Source organism: Streptomyces sp. NPDC002265 (assembly GCF_040296125.1).
Taxonomy (GTDB): Bacteria; Actinomycetota; Actinomycetes; order Streptomycetales; family Streptomycetaceae; genus Streptomyces.
Genome location: NZ_JBEOWS010000059.1, coordinates 15,455 through 35,341, shown reverse-complemented (window position 1 = coordinate 35,341; position 19,887 = coordinate 15,455). Strand labels below are relative to the sequence as shown.

Here is a 19,887-nt window from a genome sequence, read left to right as displayed (position 1 = left end):
TTTCATGGGGCACGGACGGGGATCCCTTCGGGCTTCTCGCAGAACAGATGGGAGGTGGTCGTGGACCCACTCGTCCACCTGCGAGTCGGGGTAGTGGTAGAGGCGGGGCGACACGGCGGCGGTCGGCCGGGCCCGTCGGGGGCCGGCCGGGGAGGCGGTGGGACTCGCCTTCGGGCTGGACGACGGCGAGGGCGAGGCCGTGGCCGTGGGGACCGGCGGCACGGCCGGCCAGGACGCCAGGGCCGGTGAACCGGTCGGACCGGGCCGGGCCTCGCCGGAACTCCGGGCCCCGCCCGGCGCGGACGTCATCGCGGCCACGGCGGCGACGGCCACCACCACGGACGCGAGCGCGACCATGCTCCCCCGCCCGACGGCGCGGCCGCGCCGGTCCTCGCGTGCGGCCGGACGCTGGGCTCGTAAGCCTGCCAAGGTGCTGATCCCCTCTCCCGACCGACGGGATCGTTCCCTCGTTCTGGGGAAGCGTCGGGCCCGCCGGCACGTCGCAGAGCCTAGGACTGGGACCCTGCCCCCATGGCGCAATTGGAACAGTTCACCACTTCCGTAGACACCGTGGTCTCCCGTATGCGCGCCCTGGACGCGACCCTGGAGGCGCGGGACGGGATCGCGGTCTTCAACCGCGTCTACCTCACGGTGACCGAGGAGGTCGACCGGCACATCGACCATGGCGAGTTCACGGACCCGCGGGCCGCGAGCACGCTGGACGTCCGGTTCGCCGAGCGCTATCTGACGGCGGTCGACGCGGTGGCCGACGGGCGCCGCCCACCGGCCTGCTGGCGGCCGCTGTTCCAGCTCCGCCGCCATCCAGGAGTACGCCCGGTGCAGTTCGCGCTCGCGGGCATCAACGCGCACATCGGCCACGACCTGGCGCTCGCCGTCGTGGACGCCTGTCGTACGCTCGGCTGCGAACCCGCGGCTCTGGAGGACGAGTTCGACCGCGTGGGCGAGCTGCTCGGGTCGCTGGAGGAGCGCATCCGCGACGATCTGACACCGGGTCCCGACCTGTTCCGGATCGCCGATCCGCTGGCCCATCTGCTCGGCTCCTGGAGCCTGGAACGCGCCCGGGACGCCGCCTGGTCGGCGGCACGGGCCCTGTGGGCGCTGCGCGCACTGCCCGACGTGGCCGGGGAGTTCGCGCAGCGCCTGGACGCGGCGGTCGGTCTGGCGGGCCGCATGCTGCTGACGCCGCTGCCCGTCTGATCCGCCGCGCCGGTGTCCGGATCCGGCCACCGCAAGCCTGAACCGCCGTATGCGCGTTGTACGTTCGGCGGAACCGCACCCTGTGTCGAAGGAGCAGTCGGACATGGCGACCAAGCTCGGACTCGGTCTTCCGCAGAACCGGAAGTACGACCTCGGCCGGGACGTGCCCGACGTGGCCCGTGCCGCGGAGGCGATCGGCTACGACAGCCTCTGGGTCTACGAGCGGCTCCTCGTCCCCGAACCCGCCACCCAGGGTCTGTACGGCATCGAGGGCCTGCCCTGGCCCGACGAGTACCGCGGGGTGGCCGAACCGCTGGTCACGCTCACGCTCGCCGCGGCGGCCACCGAACGGGTCGAGCTGGGCAGCAGCGTGCTGGTCGCCCCGTTGCACATGCCGTTCCGGCTCGCCAGGACGCTCGCCACGCTGGACGCGGTCAGCGGCGGCCGGGTGCTCGCGGGCTTCGGCACGGGCTGGTCGCACGACGAGTACGCGGCCTCGTCGGTGCGCCCGTTCGAGGAGCGCGGCGCGGCCCTGGACGAGCTGATCGGGGTGTGCCGCGCGGTCTGGGGCCCGGACCCGGTGTCGTACGACGGCCATGTCACGCGGATCGCCTCGGCGGTCGTGGGTCCCAAGCCCGTCCGGCCGATCCCGATCCTGCTGGCGGCGGGCCCGGGGCCGGCCCAGCGCCGGCTCGTCGACCACGCCGACGGATGGCTTCCGGTGGCCATGGGCGCGGAGAAACTCGCCGCGCAGTGGCGCGGGTTGCAGGAACTGGCCGCCGAGCGCGGGCGCACCCGGCCGATCCGGACCGTGCTGCGCGCCAACGCCCGGTACCTGGCCCAGGGCCGCTCCGGGACCGGCCGTGCGCCGTTCCACGGCAGCGTCGACCAGATCGTCGAGGACCTCGCCGCGCACGCCGAGGTCGGTCTCGACGAGATCCTCGTCGAGCTCCAGTCCGGAACGCGGGACGCGCAGGAACTGAAGGATGTGGCGGCGGAGGTCTACGAGAAAACTCGGGCGGCGGGGATCTGAGCCCGCCGCCCGGGTCCGGCTCGGGCCGGCCGGCCTCCGTCGGCGGTCAGTCCTCCGGGAGTTCCACGGGGGCGATGTCGGCGTAGACGTCGCCCGGGCCCGGGTTGGTCGCGTCGGTCGTGCCGCCGAAGTGGTGCATGACGCCCCAGACCGCGTTCAGCGCGGTCTGGATCGCGCCCTCGGCCCAGCCCGCCGTCCACGAGATGTCGTCGCCCGCGAGGAAGATGCCCCGCTTGTCCTCGGGCAGCGACTCCTGCATGAAGTGCGTGAACAGGCGCCGCTGGTAGCGGTAGTGACCGGGCAGGTTGGCCTTGAACGCGCCCATGAAGTAGGGCTCGTTCTCCCAGGACACGGTCACCGGGTTGCCGATGATGTGCTTGCGGATGTCGACCTTCGGGTAGATCTCGCCGAGCGACTTCAGCATGACCTCCATCCGCTCGCTCGCGGACAGCGGCAGCCACTTCAGGCTGTCGTCGCACCACGTGTACGAGAGGCAGATGACGGCGGGCTTGTCCGGGCCGTCGTCCAGCAGGTAGGTGCCGCGGGTCATGCGGTCGGTGAGCGTCATCGACATGACGTCACGGCCGGTCTCCTCGTCCTTGTCCAGCCAGAACGGCCGGTCCACGGGCACGAAGAGCTTGCTGGACTCCATGTAGTGGGTGCGCTCGATCGCGGTCCAGTGGTCGATCGGGAAGAGCGAGTCGTCGCAGGCGATCTTCGACAGCAGCATCCAGGACTGGGCGGTGAAGATCGCTGCCTTGTAGGTGCGGATGTCGCCGTTCGCGTCCGTCACGGTGATCTGGTTGCCCGCGGTGCGGTGCAGCCGGGTCACGGCCGGCTTCGGCTCGCCGTCCGGGTGCAGCGACTTCAGCGACGTGCCGTACGGCCAGTGGACGATCTTCTGCGGCTCGCGCTCCCACAGGCGCAGCGGCAGCTGCTGGGAGCCGCCGACGATGCCGCGGTGGTGGTCGTCCGCCTCCGTGTAGACGACCCGCAGGATCTCCAGGATGGAGTTGGGGAAGTCGGTGTCCCAGCCGCCGGTGCCGAAGCCGACCTGGCCGAAGATCTCGCGGTGCCGGAAGGACTTGAAGGACTCCGACTCGCAGAGGAAGCCGTAGAAGGTCTGGTTGTCGAGCTTCTCGACGAGCCGGGCCCAGATCTCGCGGATGCGCGGCACGTCGCGCTCACGCATGGCCTGGTTCATGTCGGAGAAGTCGGCGCCGTCCTCGAGGCAGGCGTTCCAGGCGTTCATCACGTCGCGGTAGACCTGCGGCAGGTCGTCGACGCTGGTCGCGTAGTGCGACTCGCCCTTGAGGTCGACGACGGTCGACGGGGTCGCCTCGGCGAGGGGGTTGGGGAAGGGCCGGGTCTCGAGGCCCACCAGGTCGATGTAGTGCTGGAGCGCCGTGGAGGACGGCGGGAAGCGCATCGCGCCCATCTCCGCGGTGAGGGAGGGGTCGCAGCCCTCGAAGCCCACCGTCCGCAGCCGGCCGCCGATCTGGTCGGCCTCGTACACGACGGGCTTGAGGCCCATCTTCATCAGCTCGTACGCGGCCACCACCCCGGACAGGCCGCCGCCGATGACGGCGACCTCCGCGCCGTGCTCGGTCGCGGGTATCTGGCCGAGGCCCGCCGGGTGGGCGAGGAAGTCGTCGTACGCGTACGGGAAGTCCGGGCCGAACATGGTGATCGGCAGCTGCTGCTCGTCTGCGTGCTCGACGGCGTTGGGCACGGTGGACGTCATGGGGTACGGACTCCTTGCGCGAAAAACATGGGGACGAGGGAGCGGGGAGGGCTGGAGGGGAGCGGCGGCGGTCAGACCAGGGATCCGTAGAGGCCCGGACGGCGGTCCTTGAGATACGGGTTCGTCTCGCGGGACGCGGCGAGGAAGGCGGGGTCCGCGTCGGCGAGCAGCAGCTCGTCCACGCGGCCGGCGCGGGTACGGGCGACCCCGTCGGGACCGGCCAGCGTGGACAGCCCGACGAACTCGAACTCCCCTTCGCGGCCGACCCTGTTGACGTAGGCGACGTACATCTGGTTCTCGAAGGCGCGCACCGGCACCACGGACTCGGCGACGAACTGGTACGGGTGCATCTGCGCCGTCGGCACCACCAGGAGATCGGTGCCGGCCAGGGCGTGGGCGCGGACGTTCTCCGGGAACTCGACGTCGTAGCAGATCATGATGCCGACCCGCAGACCGTCCAGCTCGGCCTGGACGACCGGCGTCCCGCCCGGGACGAAGTGCTCGTGCTCGAAGCAGCCGAAGAGGTGGGTCTTGCGGTAGTTCGCGAGGCGGGTGCCGTGGGCGGAGATCAGCTGGGCGGAGTTGAAGACGGTCTCGCCGTCGCGCTCGGGGTATCCGTAGGCGACCGCGAGGCCGTGCCGGCCGGCGATCTCGGCGATCTCGTCGGCGCAGGCGCCGTCGGCGGGCTCGGCCAGGCGGCCGATCTCGTCGCCGATCGCGTACCCGGTCAGGAACATCTCCGGGGTGACCAGCAGCGCGGCGCCCGCGGCGGCGGCACGGCCCGCGGCCTCGTCGAGGACCTTGAGGTTCTCGACGACGGAACCGGGGCGGCCGGAGCTCTGGAGCAGGGCGGTGCGCATGCGTGTTCCTCACCGGATACGGAGGGGTTGGGGTCACGTAGACGGTACGGGCGGCGGAGCGGGCCGGACAAGGAGGAGCCGTTGCGCGCCGGTGAGCGGTTCGTTGCGTCGCACCCGGGGTCGGCGGCGATTCGTTGCGCGGGCCCGCTCGCGTCCTGGGGCGGGGCATGCGTGCCGCCTCGGAGCGGGCCGTCGAGCGGCTTCGGGGTGTGCGACGCGACACAGTCACGGGCTCCCCCGCCCCGGCCGCCTCGCGCGCCGCTCAGGGCTCCTGGTCAGGGCCCTTGGTCGGAGCTCGTGGTCGGATCTCGTGGTCGGATCTCGTGGGCAGGGCTCCTGATCAGGGCCCCGCTCATGGCTCACAGCTCGCGCAGGCGGTCCGCGATCTCGCGCAGCAGCTCGGGGTCGGCGGCCGGGCCCGAGACGAGCCGCCGCGGCTCGTCGACACGCACCACACCGCCCGCGACCAGGTCGCCGAGCAGCACGCGGACGACGGTCAGCGGCAGGTCGGCGTCGGCCGCGAGCTCGACGACCGGCCGCGGCCCACGGCGCACCAGGTCGAGCAGGGAGGAGCGGGCGTGGTCGAGCGCCGGGCCGCCGTCCTCCGGCCACAGGGCCGTGACCTGGGACATCAGGTCGATGGCGGGTCCGCCGGAGGGCCGGGTCCGGCCATGTGTCACGGCGTACGGCCGGACCATGGGCCCGGTCTCGTCCTCGTACCAGTGGTCGTCGTCTGCCACCAGGGGATCAGGCGCCGGCCGGACCGGCGGGCGCGGCGGCCTCGCGTACGGCGGCGTCCAGATGGCGGCCGACGCGGCGGACGAGCAGTTCCATCTCGTGGGCGAGCTGGCCGACGTCCGTCTGCGCCTCGCTGAGCACCGCGAGACGGCTGCCGTTGCCCGCCGGGGTGATGAAGAGATAGGCGTCGTCGAGCATGACCATGGTCTGTCGTACCTGGCCGGCGGCGAACCGCTCGCCCGCCGAGCAGGCCAGGCTGTGGAACCCGGAGCAGACGGCGGCCAGATGCTCGATGTCGCGCCGTTCGATCCCCGCCGAGCAGCACAGCGGCAGGCCGTCGGCGGTGAGCAGGACCGCCTGACGGACGTGGTCGGTCCGGGCCACCAGATCGTCGAGCAGCCAGCCGAGGTCCGTACCGGGCTGTTCGACGGTGTTGTCAGGGCGCATCTTCGGCGTCCCTCCTTTCGTCCGTGTCGGCTCGCTCACCGGCAATACGGGCCTGAGGGGTGGGTGCGGTTCGCTCACCGGCGGTGCCGGCCTGCGGCGTGCGGCCGGTCCGGTCGTCGACGGTGCGAGGGTGCCCGTGGTCCGTCGGGCCGTCGGCGGTCCTGGAGTGCCCGGCGCCGGTGGGCTCTCCGGGTGCGGGGGCGCCCCCCGGGCCGGGCTCGACGCCCCTGCGTCCGCGGTCCAGCCCGCGCTGGAAGGAGCCGAAGATCGCCCGCATGTCCTCCGCGCTCACCTCGCGCCCGGACGCCCCGGCAGGGGCCCGCGGGGGCTCCTGGCGCAGCTCGGGGGCGAGGGCCGCCTGCCGGACCCGGGTGGGCAGCACGGCGACACCGGGCGCGGCCGACGCGGGGACGGCCGACGCAGGCGCCGCCGACGCGGGGACGGCTCCGGGTTCGGCTACGGGTGCGAGGTCGGGTTCGGTTTCGAGGTCGGGTTCGGGTTCGAGGTCGGCTTCGGGAGCGGCGGACTCGGGCGTGGCGGACTCGGGAAGCGCGGGGCGGGAGCGGGTGGGCAGCGGGCGCAGTGGCGGCACGGGCCCGGTCTGCGGGGCGACGGCCGCGACGGCGACCGGCCCTCCGGCACCGGACTCCACCGCGGCCCGCTCGCCGAGGCCGCTCTCCGCCGCGCCGGAACCCGTCGGCTCCACCGACGCGAGCAACGACTCGGGCAGCAGGACCACTGCCGTGGTCCCGCCGTACGGGGACCGGCACAGCGTGACCTCGATGCCCTGACGGGCGGCGAGCCTGCTGACCACGTACAGGCCGAGGCGCTCGTGCCGGGTCGGGTCGAACTCGTCGGGCCGGGTGAGGGTGCGCCGGGCCTGCTCCGCCTGCTCCGGGTCGAGGCCCAGGCCGCGGTCGTCGATCTCCAGGACGAAGCCGCCGCGGGCGTGCCCGGTGCGCAGGGTGACCTGGGTCTGCGGCGGGGAGAACACCGCGGCGTTCTCCAGGAGTTCGGCGATCAGATGGACCACGTCGGCCACGGCGTCCGCGGCGATGCCGATCCGCTCCATCGACGGGACGACCACGCGCGTGTAGTCCTCGATCTCGCTGACCGCGGCGGAGACCACGTCGGCGACCGGGACCGGGCTGCGCCATCTGCGGCCGGGTGCGGCGCCGGAGAGGATGATCAGGCTCTCCGCGTGCCGTCTCATACGGGTGGTGAGGTGGTCGATCCGGAACAGCTCCTGGAGGATGTCCGGATCGTCAGTCCGCCGCTCCAGCGTGTCGACGAGCTTCAACTGCCGGTGGACCAGCGCCTGGTTGCGGCGGGCGATGTTGAGCAGCACCGCGAACAGCCCGCGCCGCAGGGTGGCCTGCTGCACCGCGGCCTCGACGGCCGCGAGCCGGGCGGAGTTGAAGGACCGGCCGACGTCGCCGATCTCGTCGGCGACCTTCTCGCCGTCCGACAGGGGCGGCGCCTCGGCCGCCGCGTCGACGTCCTCGCCGGCACTCAACCGGCTCATCACCGACGGAAGCTGACGGGTCGCCAGCAGGTCGGCCGCGTCCCGCAGCAGCTCCAGGCGGCGCGAGATGCGCCGCGCGCCGCGCACCGCGAACCACAGCGACAGGGACACGGCGGCGAGTCCAAGCACGGCCACGACGGCGGCGCGGGTCAGCTCCCCGTAGGCGAACTCCCGTCCGCGCGCGGCGGAGTTCTCGGCGGCACGGGTGCACAGCTGCATGTAGCGCTTGACGGCCCGGTCGGTGGTGGTGCGCCAGGAGTCGGCCGCGACGGCCCGCGCCGCGCCGCCCGCTCCGGCCCGCAGCAGGGCGTCCTCGCTCTTCGTGAGCTGCCGGTGCAGGTCCTCGCGCTGGAACTGCTCGAACAGCGCCCGGGAGTCGTCCGGCAGGTCGGGCACATAGGTCCGCTCGAAGACCCGGCGGTCCTCGATGGTCGCCGTCAGCATGTCGTACTGGCCGTCGCTCAGCCGGCCCGCGGCCCGCGCTCCGGCGACCAGCGCGTCCTCGCGCGAGACGAACTCCCTCACCCGGACGAGCTCCACGACGGTCTGCGCCTCGCGCGCCAGCTGCCCCGCCTGGAGCGCGGTGAGCGCGGACGGGACGTCGAAGCCGGGCTCCAGGAGCGTGTCGTAGGCGGTCACCGCCCCGTCCCAGGAGATGTCCCGGGACAGCACGCGCTCGCGCAGCCGCTCCAGACCGCTCACGGAGGCGAGCATGGCGTCCAGGGCATCGCGCTGCCGGGCGGAGAGCCGGCCGCGGTCGCCGTTGCCGATCGCATCGCGCATCGCCTCGACGGCGTGGTCGGTGTGCCGCTGCTGCGTCATCAGGTCCACCGCGGCGGCCGTACGGTTGCGTCCGCCCAGGTAGGCGGCCGAGAGCCGGCGCTCGATCTGGATCTGCCCGACCGCCGTGTCGACGGGCGTGCCGAAGTCCTCGTACACCCCCTGGAGGCGGATCAGGGCGCGCAGTTCGCCGGTGACCGACACCATGGCGAAGGACCACAGCGTCATCAGGGCGAGGACGGGAGCGAGCGCGAGGGCCACGATGCGCGCGCGTACGGTGGTGGGACGGCCGATGGGCCAGCGCATGGACTCCCCTGGGCGGCGGTACGGTTCGGGTGGAAGGCGCAGGGTGGCTGCGACACGCTGTTACCGGCTGGTAGCTGGCGGCGCTCAAACTACGGGATGCCTGGCCGCCTCGCAATGGTTACCCAAGGTAACTCCGGGTCACTTCGACGAAGGTACGGCAAAGCCGGTCCCGGTCGCCGCCCCGTCCGAGGGCAGCCGTTTTGCGCCACGCCGGGTCGGGGCGCGGCGGTGACTGCGGGTGCACGACCGGGGCGACGCGGGCCAGGCCGGGCCACGGTGTGACGGTGGTCCATGGCCCCCCGGCCGCCGCGGTGGGGCGGGACCGCCGCGGTGGGGCGGGGCCGCCGCGTGACGGCGGTCCACGGGCGGCCGGCCCGGGTCAGGCCGCGGTCAGGTCGGCGAGCCCGAGGAGAAACGGCGCAGCAGCGGTGACAGCACCAGCACGGACTTCGTCCGCTCCACGAACGGCTCCCCCGCGATCCGCTCCAGCACCCGCTCGAAGTGACGCATGTCGGAGGCGAAGACCTGGACCACCGCGTCCGCGTCCCCGGTGACGGTGGACGCGGCCACGACCTCCTGGTAGCGCTCGAGGCCGCGCTGGATCGTCTCCGGCGAGGTGTTGCGCCGGCAGTAGATCTCGACGAAGCCCTCGGTCTCCCAGCCGAGCGCCGCCGGGTCCACCCGTACGGTGAATCCGGTGATGGCGCCGGTGGCACGCAGCCGGTCCACACGCCGCTTCACCGCAGGTGCGGACAGGCCGACCAGCTGCCCGATGTCCGCGTAGGAGCGGCGGGCGTCCTCGGCGAGGGCGTGCACGATGCGTTCGTCGAGATCGTTCAGCACTGCGGGTGGATCACTTCTCCGGTGGGGCGGTTCGGGGACGGCGGTTGCCGTACACGAAGTAGAACACGGGCCCGGCCGCCGTCCCGACTCCGAAGTCCACCCAGGTGACGGTGGCGGCGGAGGCCGTACGCGGGGCCGCCCGCCCCGGGCGTGCCGGGACCGCCCGCCGGGCGCGTCCGGGAACGCGGACGGCCCCCGCCCTCCCGGTGCCGGGGGGACAGGGGCCGTTCCGTACGGAGTCGGGGGTCAGCTCCAGCTGGCGTGCAGCGGCTTGCCCTCGGCGTAGCCCGCGGCGCTCTGGATGCCGACGACGGCCTTCTCCGCGAACTCCTCCAGGGAGCCCGCGCCGGCGTAGGTGCAGGAGGAGCGGACGCCCGCGATGACCGAGTCGATCAGGTCCTCGACGCCCGGACGGGCCGGGTCGAGGAACATCCGCGAGGTGGAGATGCCCTCCTCGAACAGCGCCTTGCGGGCGCGGTCGTACGCCGACTCGTCCGAGGTGCGGTTGCGCACGGCACGCGCGGACGCCATGCCGAACGACTCCTTGTAGAGGCGGCCGCTCGCGTCCTGCTGGAGGTCGCCCGGGGACTCGTAGGTGCCCGCGAACCAGGAGCCGATCATCACGTTGGACGCGCCCGCCGCGAGGGCCATCGCCACGTCGCGCGGGTGGCGGACACCGCCGTCGGCCCACACGTGCTTGCCGTACTTCTTCGCCTCGGCGGCGCACTCCAGGACGGCGGAGAACTGCGGCCGGCCGACACCGGTCATCATCCGGGTGGTGCACATGGCGCCGGGTCCGACACCGACCTTGATGATGTCGGCGCCCGCCTCGATCAGGTCCCGCACACCCTCGGCGGCGACGATGTTGCCGGCGGCGATCGGCACGTGCGGGTCGAGCCCGCGGACGGTGCGGATCGCGCTGATCACCGACTCCTGGTGGCCGTGCGCGGTGTCGATGACGAGGGTGTCGACGCCCGCGTCCAGCAGCTGCTTGGCCTTGCCAGCGACATCGCCGTTGATGCCGACGGCGGCGGCGATGCGCAGCCGGCCGCGCTCGTCGGTGGCGGGCGTGTAGAGCGTGGCGCGCAGGGCGCCCTTGCGGGTGAGGATGCCGGCGAGCTTGCCTTCCGCGTCGACGGCCGGGGCGTAGCGCCGGTTGGCCCCGTCCAGGCGGTTGAAGGCCTCACGCGGGTCGATGTCCGCGTCGAGCAGCAGCAGGTCCCGGGACATCACCTCGCCGAGCTGGGTGAAGCGGTCCACGCCGGTGAGGTCCGTGTCGGTGACGACGCCGACCGGGCGGCCGTCCTCGTCCACGACGACACCGGCGTTGTGCGCCCGCTTGGGCAGCAGGGCGAGCGCGTCGGCGACGGTCTGATGCGGGGTCAGCACGATCGGGGTGTCGAGCACCAGGTGGCGGCTCTTGACCCAGGAGACGACATCGGTGACGACGTCGATCGGGATGTCCTGCGGGATGACCACGAGCCCGCCGCGGCGGGCCACCGTCTCGGCCATGCGACGGCCGGCGATCGCGGTCATGTTGGCGACGACCAGCGGGATCGTGGTGCCGGTGCCGTCCGGTGAGCTGAGGTCGACACCCTGCCGCGAGCCGACCGCGCTGCGGCTCGGCACCATGAAGACGTCGTCGTACGTCAGGTCGTACGCGGGCTGGATGTCGTTGAGGAAACGCACGTGCTGCACATCCCAGTCGATCAGAGGCGGCCCCCGGACAGGTCAGCCAGGGGGAATGAGCACGTACTTCATTCTCCCACGGCCCGCGCCGGATCGTCCCCCGACAGAACCTCCAGGCTGGTCAGCGGTGCCCTAGGAGGAACCTCCAAGCGCGAGCAGCACGGAGAGCGCCGGCTGCGCGTCCACCGCCTGGGCGAAGACGTCCTGGGCGGTCCCCCACTCCCCCGGACGGGCCTCGGCGTACGCCCGCCAGCCGCGTACGACGATCAGGAGCCCCCGGCCCGTGGTCTGCTCGGGCCAGACGGCGGGGTCGGAGAGACTGTCCGCGAGGGCGTCCCAGTTGCGCCCGAACCACTCGGGGAGGCCGAGCGCGCCGACGCAGCGGTCCATCAGCCCGGCCTTGTCCTCGACGCCGTCGAGGTCCAGCAGGACGACGTGTCCGCCGAACGGATCGCGCGTCGGGTCGTCGGTCATCTCGGCACCGCCCGGAACGAGTTGGAGTGATCGCCGGTGTGAGCGATCGCCCGTGCAGTAGAACCCGCCGCCCCGCCCGGTGACAATGCGCCGGGCGTCGCGATCCCGCGAGCCCGGTGTCCTGACGGTGAATTCGTGACGGTGGGCCCGTTCGCGCACCGGGCCGCGCGCGGGGGACGTACCGCGACAGCGTGCCCCGATGCTGTCACGGCCGTCCCCTCACGGTCCGGGGCCGATCCCGTCAGGGCCCGTCGGGGTCCGCGCGGTTGAGCGCGGAACGCGGTGTCGGGCCCGCCGTCATCAGGTAGTCCGCCGCGGACGTGTCCGTCACCAGGCTGGTGACGAGTCCGGAGCGCAGCACCGCGTCGATGGCGGCCGCCTTGCGCTGCCCGCCCGCGATCGCGACGACCTCGGGGATCCGGCGGAGCTGGTCCGCCTTCACGGTGATGCACCGCTCGCCCAGGTCGCGGCCCACCCGACGGCCCACGGTGTCGAAGAGGTGCGCGGACATCTCGGCGGCGACGCCGAGCGAGGCGTAGTGCGCCCGCTCCTCGTCGCTGAGCATGTCGTGCACCGTCGAGATGCCCGGCTCCCAGGAGCCGATGGAGACACAGGCGACCGTGACCTTGTCGAAGTACTCGAAGGCACGGGCGATGCCCGTCTGGTTGCGCAGCGCGGCCGCGGTGGCCGCGTCCGGCAGCAGCATCGGCGCGTAGATCGGGTGGGCGTCGCCGCCCGACACCTGGGCTGCGCGGCGCACCGCCTCCACCGAACCGCGTTCGGCGGTCCCGGCGTCGTACACACCGGTCAGCTGCACCACGGTGCACGGCGGCAGCCGGTCGAGAGCCGCCGCCATGTGGATCGTGGACCGGCCCCAGGCCAGTCCGAGCACATCCCCCTCGTTGACGAGTTCGCCGAGCAGGTCGGCCGCGACCTCGCCCAGGTTCTCGGGGTCGGGCGTCTCCTCGGCCTCCGCCGGGGACTCGACGACGACGGCGTGCCTGAGGCCGTACCGGGCACGGAGCGCGTCGGAGCGCTCTGCGTCCAGTTCGGCCGGCACACGGATCTCGATGCGTACGAGATCCCGTTCGAGGGCCGTCTCCAGGACCCGGGCCACCTTGAAGCGGCTTACGCCGAACTCCTCCGCGATCTGGATCTTGGACTTTCCCTCGAGATAGAAGCGGCGGGCCATGGCCGCCGCCTGCACCAGCTCAGCGGGTCCCATCCGCACGGCTGACCGGCCCGCCGACATACCCGACACGGCGATCTCCTCACTGCTGTTCACACTCTGGATTCACCGTTCATCCTTGCAGATCCGGTGCACTTGATCAGCCTTGCAGGCCGCCGTTCACGTTCCCGTCGTTCAGTGGCTGCACGCCCATGACGCCTTGGCCGTGGCCGCGTCCGCCCGGGTGCGCAGTGCACGTACCGCCTCGGCCGGGTCGGATGCCCCGTACACCGCCGAACCGGCGACGAAGACGTCGGCGCCCGCCTCCGCGCACCGCTCGATCGTCTCGGCCGACACCCCGCCGTCGACCTGCAGCCAGAGCTCCAGCCCGTGCTTGGTGATCAGCTCCCGGGTACGGCGGATCTTCGGCAGCATGATGTCGAGGAAGGCCTGACCGCCGAAGCCCGGCTCCACCGTCATGATCAACAGCATGTCGAGCTCGGGCAGCAGGTCCTCGTACGGCTCGATGGGCGTCGCGGGCTTCAGCGCCATCGAGGCGCGGGCGCCCTTGGCGCGGATCTCCCGGGCGAGTCGCACCGGCGCGGCGGCCGCCTCGACATGGAAGGTGACGGAGGAGGCGCCCGCCTCGACGTACTGCGGTGCCCACCGGTCGGGGGCCTCGATCATCAGATGGCAGTCCAGCGGGGTGTCCGTCGCACGCGCCAGCGACTCCACGACCGGCACACCGAGCGTGAGGTTCGGGACGAAGTGGTTGTCCATGACGTCGACGTGGAGCCAGTCGGCTCCTTCCACCGCCCGGGCCTCGTCCGCGAGGCGGGCGAAGTCGGCGGAGAGGATGCTGGGGCTGATCTGTGCGGCCATGCCCCAAGACTGCCACGTCCTCGCCCGGTTGTTCGCCCCGGTACGGTCGGCGCATCCCCCGCGGCCCGCCCCGGAGGCGGTCCGGAGGCGGTCCGGAGGCGGTCCGGAGGCGGTCCGGAGGCGGTCCGGTGCCGCCTCCGACGGGCACCGGGCCGTTCTCGGGCGGCCGGCGGACGGCTCCGCGGCCTGCCCGCCACCGGCCCACGACCTGCCATCCACGACCTGCCATGACCGGCCCGCGCCGGGATCCCGCCCGAGGAGATCCCGGCTCGCCGGTCAGCCGTCGCGGCGGTCAGCCGTTGCGGCGGATGAGCGCCAGGTACATCGCGTCGGTCCCGTGCAGATGCGGCCAGAGCTGTACGTCGGGACCGTCGCCCAGCGCCGGTACGCCCGGCAGGAAGGGCCGGGCGTCGATCAGGTCGGCTTCCGGGAACTGCTTGAGCACGTCGGCGACGACGGCCCGGGTCTCGGCGAGGTGCGGCGAGCAGGTGGCGTAGCCGACCACTCCGCCGACCCGCACCGACTCCAGGGCCGTGCGCAGCAGCCCGCGCTGGAGCGGAGCGAACCCTTCGAGGTCGTCCGGACGGCGGCGCCAGCGCGCCTCGGGCCGCCGGCGCAGGGCGCCCAGCCCGGTGCACGGCACGTCCATCAGGACCCGGTCGAAGACCCCGGGGCGCCACGGCGGCCGGGTCCCGTCGGCCGTGATGACCTGGTAGGGCCCGGGATTGCCGGCCAGGGCCTTGGCCACGAGTCCGGCCCGATGCGGCTGCTTCTCGGAGGCGAGCAGCGTCGCGCCGCGCTCCGCGGCGAGGGCGGCCAGCAGCGCGGCCTTGCCGCCCGGCCCGGCGCACCCGTCGAGCCACCGCTCGTCCGGCCCCTCGACCGGCACGTTGGCGAGCGCGAGCGCGACGAGCTGGCTGCCCTCGTCCTGCACTCCGGCCCTGCCGTCCTTCACGGCCTGGATGGCACCGGGCTCGCCGCCCTCGGTGAGCCGTACGGCGTAAGGCGACCAGCGCCCCGGTACGGCGGCCTCCTCCGCCAGCAGCTCCTCGGTGCCCGCCCGGCCCGGCCGGGCCACCAGCGTCACCTCGGGCCGCTCGTTGTCGGCCTCCAGCAGGTCCTCGATGCCCGCCCGGCCGCCGCCCAGCGAGTCCCACAGCGCGGAGACGACCCAGCGCGGGTGCGCGTGCACCACGGCGAGGTGCTCCTCGGGATCGTCGTCGTAGGGCGGCGCGATCTGCTCCAGCCAGGTGTCGAGGTCGTGCTGCGCGATCTTCCGGAGCACGGCGTTGACGAACTTGGCCCGCCCGTCGCCGAGCACGACACGGGCGAGTTCCACGGAGGCGGAGACGGCGGCGTGGCTCGGGATCCGGGTCCCGAGCAGCTGGTGCGCGCCGAGGCTCAGCACGTCGAGGACCGGCGGGTCCACCTCGCGCAGCGGCCGGTCCACGCAGGCGGCGATGACCGCGTCGTACGTCCCCTGCCGTCGCAGCGTCCCGTACACCAGCTCGGTGGCCAGGGCGGCGTCCCGTCCGTCGAAGTCGCCCTTCTCCCGCGCCTTGCGCAGCAGCGGCGGCAGTACGAGGTTCGCGTACGCGTCCCGCTCGTCCACGGCTCGCAGCGCCTCGAAGGCGAGCATACGGACGGGGTCCTTCTGGGGTCGTCGGTAAGGCTTGCCCGGCTTGCGGGGCCGACGGGAGGTATCGCTCACGAAAAAGGTGCTCCGGATGTTAGATGGTGATACGCCCCAAGCCTACGTCCCGGCCGTCCCGGCCCCCGTGCCCGGCCGTCCTGCCCGGCCCCGCTGACCAGCCCTGCTGACCGGCCGTGCGGCCCGGACCCGCGCCGGGGCTCCCGCGCCTTGCGGCCGCACGCACCGCACCCCGCTCGGGCCGGCCGGGCGCCGCGGGCGAAGCGGGCCGAGCCGGTTTCAGCCAACCTGAGCCGACGTGGGTCGGCCTGAGCCGACCTGAGTCGGCCGAAGGGGCCTACCTCCCGAGACTCTCCCCGTGGCCGATCCGCACGCCCCGCGCCCAGTCCGCCGCCCGCATCGGCTTCTTGCCCTGGGCCTGCACCCACAGCAGCTCGACCGCGTACGAGCCGGTACCGACGTAGACGTTGTTCTTGGCGACGTCCAGGACGCCCGGGGCGAGGTCGGTCCGCTCCGGCAGGGGGGTGACGTGGACGAGTTTCAGCCGCTCGCCGCGGAAGACGGTCCAGGCGCCGGGCGCGGGCGTGCAGCCGCGGACGACCCGGTCGACCCGCAGCGCGGGCGTGGCCCAGTCCACCTGCGCGTCCTCCACGGTGATCTTCGGTGCGACGGTGATGCCCTCGCCCGGCTGCGGCACGGCCCGCAGGCTGCCGTCCTCGACCCCGTCCATGGTCGCGGCGAGCAGCCCGGCACCCGCGAAGGCGAGCCGGGTCAGCAGGTCGCCGCTGGTGTCGGTGGGCCGGATCTCCTCGGTGACGGTGCCGTAGACCGGACCGGAGTCCAGCCCCTCCTCGATGAGGAAGGTGGAGGCGCCCGTGATCTCGTCCCCGGCCATGATGGAGTGCTGCACGGGAGCTGCCCCGCGCCAGGCCGGCAGCAGCGAGAAGTGCAGGTTGACCCAGCCGTGGACCGGGATGTCCAGGGCCGACTTGGGCAGCAGGGCGCCGTAGGCGACGACGGGGCAGCAGTCGGGAGCGATCTCCCGCAGCCGTTCCTGGAACTCCGGGTCGCGCGGCTTCGCGGGCTTGAGCACCTCGATCCCGGCCTCCTCCGCACGCTGGGCCACGGGGGACGCGACCAGCCTGCGACCGCGCCCGGCCGGTGCGTCCGGGCGCGTGACGACGGCGGCCACCTCGTGCCGCCCGGAGGCGATCAGGGCGTCCAGAGCGGGAACGGCGACCTCGGGGGTACCGGCGAAGACGAGCTTCATGGGTGGGATCGGGCCTCTCGGGCGGGATGGTCAACGGCAGCGCACAAGTCTATGACCATGGGAGCGGCCCCCGCCGATCCATGACCACGGAAGCGGCCCCGCCTGTCCGTCACCGGCCACGGAAGCGGCCTCGCCTGTCCGGGACCACGGGCCCTGGCCGACGGCCGCACCCCGGATGTCCGCCCCGCGCACATCCGCCCCGCGCACGTCCGCCCCGGGGGCGTACGCGGATGCTCATACGCCCCCATACCGTGACCAGCGGCGCTCACACGCGTTGGTCAAGAAAGAGTTGACACAGCGGGCCGCCCAGCGGTCCGGTTTCCTTGCAACGCCGGTTCGAGAGGCTTGTTCATGGCCGACCACGCAACCAACGACGCCCAGGCCCGGGCCAGCCTGCACTTGCTGGTGCGGGACATCGAGCGGGTCCGCCGCCAGGTGGACGCGCTCCGCACGCTCACGGCGCAGTTGGGCAACGTCTACCGTCCGCGCCGCTCCGGCCCCTCCACGGGCTTCGTGGTGTACGGACGCGCCCCCGCCCCGACGGTCCGGCTGGCCCAGGAACTGCGGGACAGCGTCGAGACCCTGGTGACGGCCGCGGTCGACTTCGACCGTTCGCTCGGCTTCTCGTGGGACGCGGTGGGCTCCGCGCTCGGTGTCACCAAGCAGGCCGTGCACCGCCGTTACGGTGCCCGTCGCGCCGCGGCCCAGGCGGCCGCCGAGCCGGAGCAGCTCACGGAGACGTCGGACAACCGCGCGGTCAACGTCGGCACCGCCATCCCCACGGTGCCCACGGTGCCCGCGGCCCGCTCGATGCCCACCCAGCCCACGGCGGGCAGCCCCACCCTGCGCGACGAGGTCAGATCGACCGTCTTCCCCGCCCCCCGCAACGGCTGACGCGCCTTCGTCGCTGCCCTCCCCGCCCCCTGCCCTCCCGGCCGCCCCGGGAGGGCAGCCGTATGTCGGCGTCCCGCGCGCCCGGGGCAGCCGACGCCCGTCTCGACCGAAGTCGTCTCAGCCGAAGTCCGGCTGGGCCGAGTCGGCTCAGCCGACGCCCGTCTCAGCCGATGTCCGGCGGGTCGATCCGCACCCGTACCGGTTCGTTCGCCGCCCCGGCCGCGCCGCCGCCCGTGCCCCGGGCCATCCGGGCGGCCTGCGCCGCCTTCAGGGCGGCCGCCATCGCGCCACCGCTCCCCGGCGGCACCCGGACCAGCGCGCGCTCCCAGTGCTCCCCCGGTGGCGGCGCCCCCGGCCGCCGCGGGCGGCCCGGTGCCGTGTCCGGGACGGGCACGGGCCCGAGCACCTCGGCGTCCGGGGGCAGGCGCACCGCGTCGAAGAACGCGGCGACCGCCTCCACCCGGCCCGACACCGCGGCCATCCGCGAGACCGGAGGGAAGCCCAGTTCGGCCCGCTCGGCGAGCTCCCGCACCGCATGACCGACGGGATCCCACCGCACCAGCGCCTGCACCGGACGCAGGGTCGGCTCGGCGACGACCACCACGGTCCCGCCCGCGCCCTGCGGCCGCACGAGCGAGGCCGCCGCGATCCATCGGCGCAGGGCGTCCTCCCCGGCCCGCAGATCGGGCCGGCCGAGCATGGCCCAGCCGTCCAGCAGCAGGGCGGCCGCATAACCCCCCTCGGCGACGGGCTCGGCTCCCGGTGTGCTCACCACCAGCGCGGGTGTCCCCGGCACGGTGTCCAGGACGTGCTCGCGGCCCGAGGTCCGCACCGGCACCGCCGGGAACGCCCGCCCCAGCTCCTCCGCGGTGCGCCGGGCGCCCACGACCTGGGCGCGCAGCCGGAACGAGCCGCACTCCGGACAGTGCCAGCCGGTTTCCTCCCGCCCGCACCAGCCGCACCACAGCGCCCCGCCGTCGCGTGCCTCCAGCGGCCCGGCGCAGTGCCGGCAGCGGGCGGGGGCGCGGCACTGCGCGCAGGCCATCCGCGGCACATAACCGCGCCGGGGCACCTGGACCAGCACTGGTCCGTGCCGCAGGCCTTCCCTGGCGGTCTGCCAGGCGAGGCTCGGCAGCCGGGCGGCCCGTGCCGCCTCGTCCCGGGCCAGATCCAGGTCCCCGACGGTCCGTACGAGTGGCGCGGCGCGCCGTACCTGCTCGCGTCCGGCCACCAGCGGCCGTGCCCATCCGCTCTCGACGAGCTGTGCCGCCTCCACGGTGCAGTCCCGGCTGCCCAGCAGGAAGGCGCACCGGTCCTGGGCCGCGCGCAGCAGGAGCACCTCGCGGGCGTGCGGCTGCGGCGCGTGCGGCTCGCTGTGGCTGTCGTCCCCGTCGTCCCAGAGGGCGACCAGCCCGAGGTCCCGTACCGGCGCGAACATCGCGGCCCGGGTGCCGACCACGGCCCGCACCGATCCCCGGCGCACCGCGAGCCACTGCCGGTAGCGCTTCTCTGGTCCGGCGTCGGCGGTCAGCAGCGCGTGCCGTCCCTCGCCCAGCAGCGCCGTCAGCGCGGCGTCGACCCGGGAGGCGGCGCGTCCGTCGGGCACGACGACGAGCGCCCCGCGGCCGGAGGCGAGGGTCGCCGCGACGGCGCGGGCCAGTTCGTCGCTCCACTCGGGGCCGGGCAGGGCGTTCCACACGGCACGCGGCGCGCCTCCCGTGGCCAGCGACCGGAGGAACGCGGCCCCCCGCTCGTACCGCGTCCAGGACCCCGGCTCGGGCGCTCGCGGGGCGGGCAGGGGCTGGGGGGAGGGTCGTTGCTCGGCCTTCGCGCTGCGCGGCGGCACGGCGAGCTGGAGCACATCGGCGAGGCTCCCGGCGTACCGGTCGGCGACGGCCCGCGCCAGCGTCAGCAGTTCCTCGCTCAGTACGGGCTCGGGCGACACGACCTGGGCGAGCGCGGCCAGCGGCCCGGAGTAGTCGGACTCGGCCCGGCGCTCCACCAGGAACCCGTCGATCAGGCCTCCGCCCTCGCGGCGGCCGTCGCGCACCCGGTTCCGTCCGGCGCCGAACCGCACCCGCACCCGCACGCCGGGCTGCGCGTCCGCGTCGAGTTCCTCGGGGACGGCGTAGTCGAAGTAGCGGTCGAGGTGCAGCACGCCCTTGTCGACGAGCACCCGGGCGACGGGCAGTTCCTTCGCCAGCGCGGCCCCGCGCCAGGTCCGGGGTTTGGCCCGCGGCACCTTGGCCTCGCGCACGCTCGCCCGGATGAGCGCGAGCTGTTCGGGCGGCGCGCCTTCGGCGCCGCCCTCCCCCGTCCGGTTCTCGCTGCTCACGCTTGCATTCTTACCAAACGCGACCGACAA

General features: G+C 73.8%; 16 protein-coding genes and 1 pseudogene. 3 read left to right on the top strand and 14 right to left on the bottom strand.

The features are described from left to right. A pseudogene (locus ABT085_RS13760) lies at window positions 1-429 on the bottom strand (glycoside hydrolase family 6 protein); the annotation flags it as partial. Window positions 430-531: 102 nt separating this feature from the next. Between ABT085_RS13760 and ABT085_RS13755 the strand changes: the two are divergent. Together ABT085_RS13755 and ABT085_RS13750 are read left to right on the top strand one after the other, a co-directional pair. After that, window positions 532-1,218, top strand: a complete 687-nt coding sequence (locus ABT085_RS13755; RefSeq protein ID WP_351605951.1) for a DUF5995 family protein — start codon at window positions 532-534, stop codon at window positions 1,216-1,218. A 103-nt stretch (window positions 1,219-1,321) separates the two neighbouring features. Beyond that, window positions 1,322-2,251 (top strand): LLM class F420-dependent oxidoreductase, encoded by a 930-nt coding sequence (locus ABT085_RS13750; RefSeq protein WP_351605948.1) that lies wholly within the window; start codon window positions 1,322-1,324, stop codon window positions 2,249-2,251. Between the two features lie 46 nt (window positions 2,252-2,297). Here the strand turns inward: ABT085_RS13750 and ABT085_RS13745 are convergent, their stop codons facing one another. The 12 genes from ABT085_RS13745 to fmt form a co-directional block, all read right to left on the bottom strand. Beyond that, a complete protein-coding gene (locus tag ABT085_RS13745) occupies window positions 2,298-3,995 on the bottom strand; it encodes a flavin monoamine oxidase family protein (RefSeq protein WP_351605945.1) in 1,698 nt (565 codons plus the stop codon). 71 nt (window positions 3,996-4,066) lie between these two features. Further along, a complete protein-coding gene (locus tag ABT085_RS13740; protein ID WP_351605943.1) occupies window positions 4,067-4,855 on the bottom strand; it encodes a carbon-nitrogen hydrolase family protein in 789 nt (262 codons plus the stop codon). A gap of 359 nt (window positions 4,856-5,214) precedes the next feature. After that, window positions 5,215-5,595 carry a DUF742 domain-containing protein gene (locus ABT085_RS13735; RefSeq protein WP_351605940.1) on the bottom strand — a complete coding sequence of 127 codons (381 nt, stop codon included), beginning with the start codon at window positions 5,593-5,595 and terminating at the stop codon, window positions 5,215-5,217. Window positions 5,596-5,602: 7 nt separating this feature from the next. Next, on the bottom strand, window positions 5,603-6,040 hold the full coding sequence (locus ABT085_RS13730; RefSeq protein WP_351605937.1) for a roadblock/LC7 domain-containing protein: 438 nt from the start codon (window positions 6,038-6,040) through the stop codon (window positions 5,603-5,605). Continuing rightward, a complete protein-coding gene (locus tag ABT085_RS13725; protein WP_351605928.1) occupies window positions 6,030-8,651 on the bottom strand; it encodes a sensor histidine kinase in 2,622 nt (873 codons plus the stop codon). Before ABT085_RS13725 ends, ABT085_RS13730 begins: the two co-directional genes overlap by 11 nt. A gap of 390 nt (window positions 8,652-9,041) precedes the next feature. Then, a complete protein-coding gene (locus tag ABT085_RS13720) occupies window positions 9,042-9,494 on the bottom strand; it encodes an Lrp/AsnC family transcriptional regulator (protein ID WP_351148992.1) in 453 nt (150 codons plus the stop codon). Window positions 9,495-9,740: 246 nt separating this feature from the next. Beyond that, window positions 9,741-11,183: a GuaB1 family IMP dehydrogenase-related protein gene (locus ABT085_RS13715; protein WP_351605954.1), complete on the bottom strand. Its 1,443-nt coding sequence runs from the start codon at window positions 11,181-11,183 to the stop codon at window positions 9,741-9,743. 132 nt (window positions 11,184-11,315) lie between these two features. After that, window positions 11,316-11,657, bottom strand: coding sequence for a barstar family protein (locus ABT085_RS13710; protein WP_351605920.1), 342 nt, complete (start codon window positions 11,655-11,657; stop codon window positions 11,316-11,318). 241 nt (window positions 11,658-11,898) lie between these two features. Beyond that, window positions 11,899-12,942 carry a sugar-binding transcriptional regulator gene (locus ABT085_RS13700; protein ID WP_351605917.1) on the bottom strand — a complete coding sequence of 348 codons (1,044 nt, stop codon included), beginning with the start codon at window positions 12,940-12,942 and terminating at the stop codon, window positions 11,899-11,901. A 78-nt stretch (window positions 12,943-13,020) separates the two neighbouring features. Further along, a complete protein-coding gene (rpe, locus tag ABT085_RS13695; protein WP_351605914.1) occupies window positions 13,021-13,707 on the bottom strand; it encodes a ribulose-phosphate 3-epimerase in 687 nt (228 codons plus the stop codon). Between the two features lie 292 nt (window positions 13,708-13,999). Further along, window positions 14,000-15,418 carry an RsmB/NOP family class I SAM-dependent RNA methyltransferase gene (locus ABT085_RS13690; RefSeq protein ID WP_351605911.1) on the bottom strand — a complete coding sequence of 473 codons (1,419 nt, stop codon included), beginning with the start codon at window positions 15,416-15,418 and terminating at the stop codon, window positions 14,000-14,002. A gap of 277 nt (window positions 15,419-15,695) precedes the next feature. Further along, window positions 15,696-16,628 (bottom strand): methionyl-tRNA formyltransferase, encoded by a 933-nt coding sequence (gene fmt, locus ABT085_RS13685; RefSeq protein ID WP_351605908.1) that lies wholly within the window; start codon window positions 16,626-16,628, stop codon window positions 15,696-15,698. A 351-nt stretch (window positions 16,629-16,979) separates the two neighbouring features. Here fmt and ABT085_RS13680 point away from each other — a divergent pair, with 351 nt between their 5' ends. Then, entirely contained in the window at window positions 16,980-17,522 is a 543-nt protein-coding gene (locus ABT085_RS13680; RefSeq protein ID WP_351605905.1) for a hypothetical protein, read from the top strand. A 163-nt stretch (window positions 17,523-17,685) separates the two neighbouring features. Here ABT085_RS13680 and ABT085_RS13675 read toward each other — a convergent pair whose 3' ends face one another. Then, window positions 17,686-19,857: a primosomal protein N' gene (locus ABT085_RS13675; protein WP_351605902.1), complete on the bottom strand. Its 2,172-nt coding sequence runs from the start codon at window positions 19,855-19,857 to the stop codon at window positions 17,686-17,688. Between the last annotated feature and the right edge of the window lie 30 nt (window positions 19,858-19,887).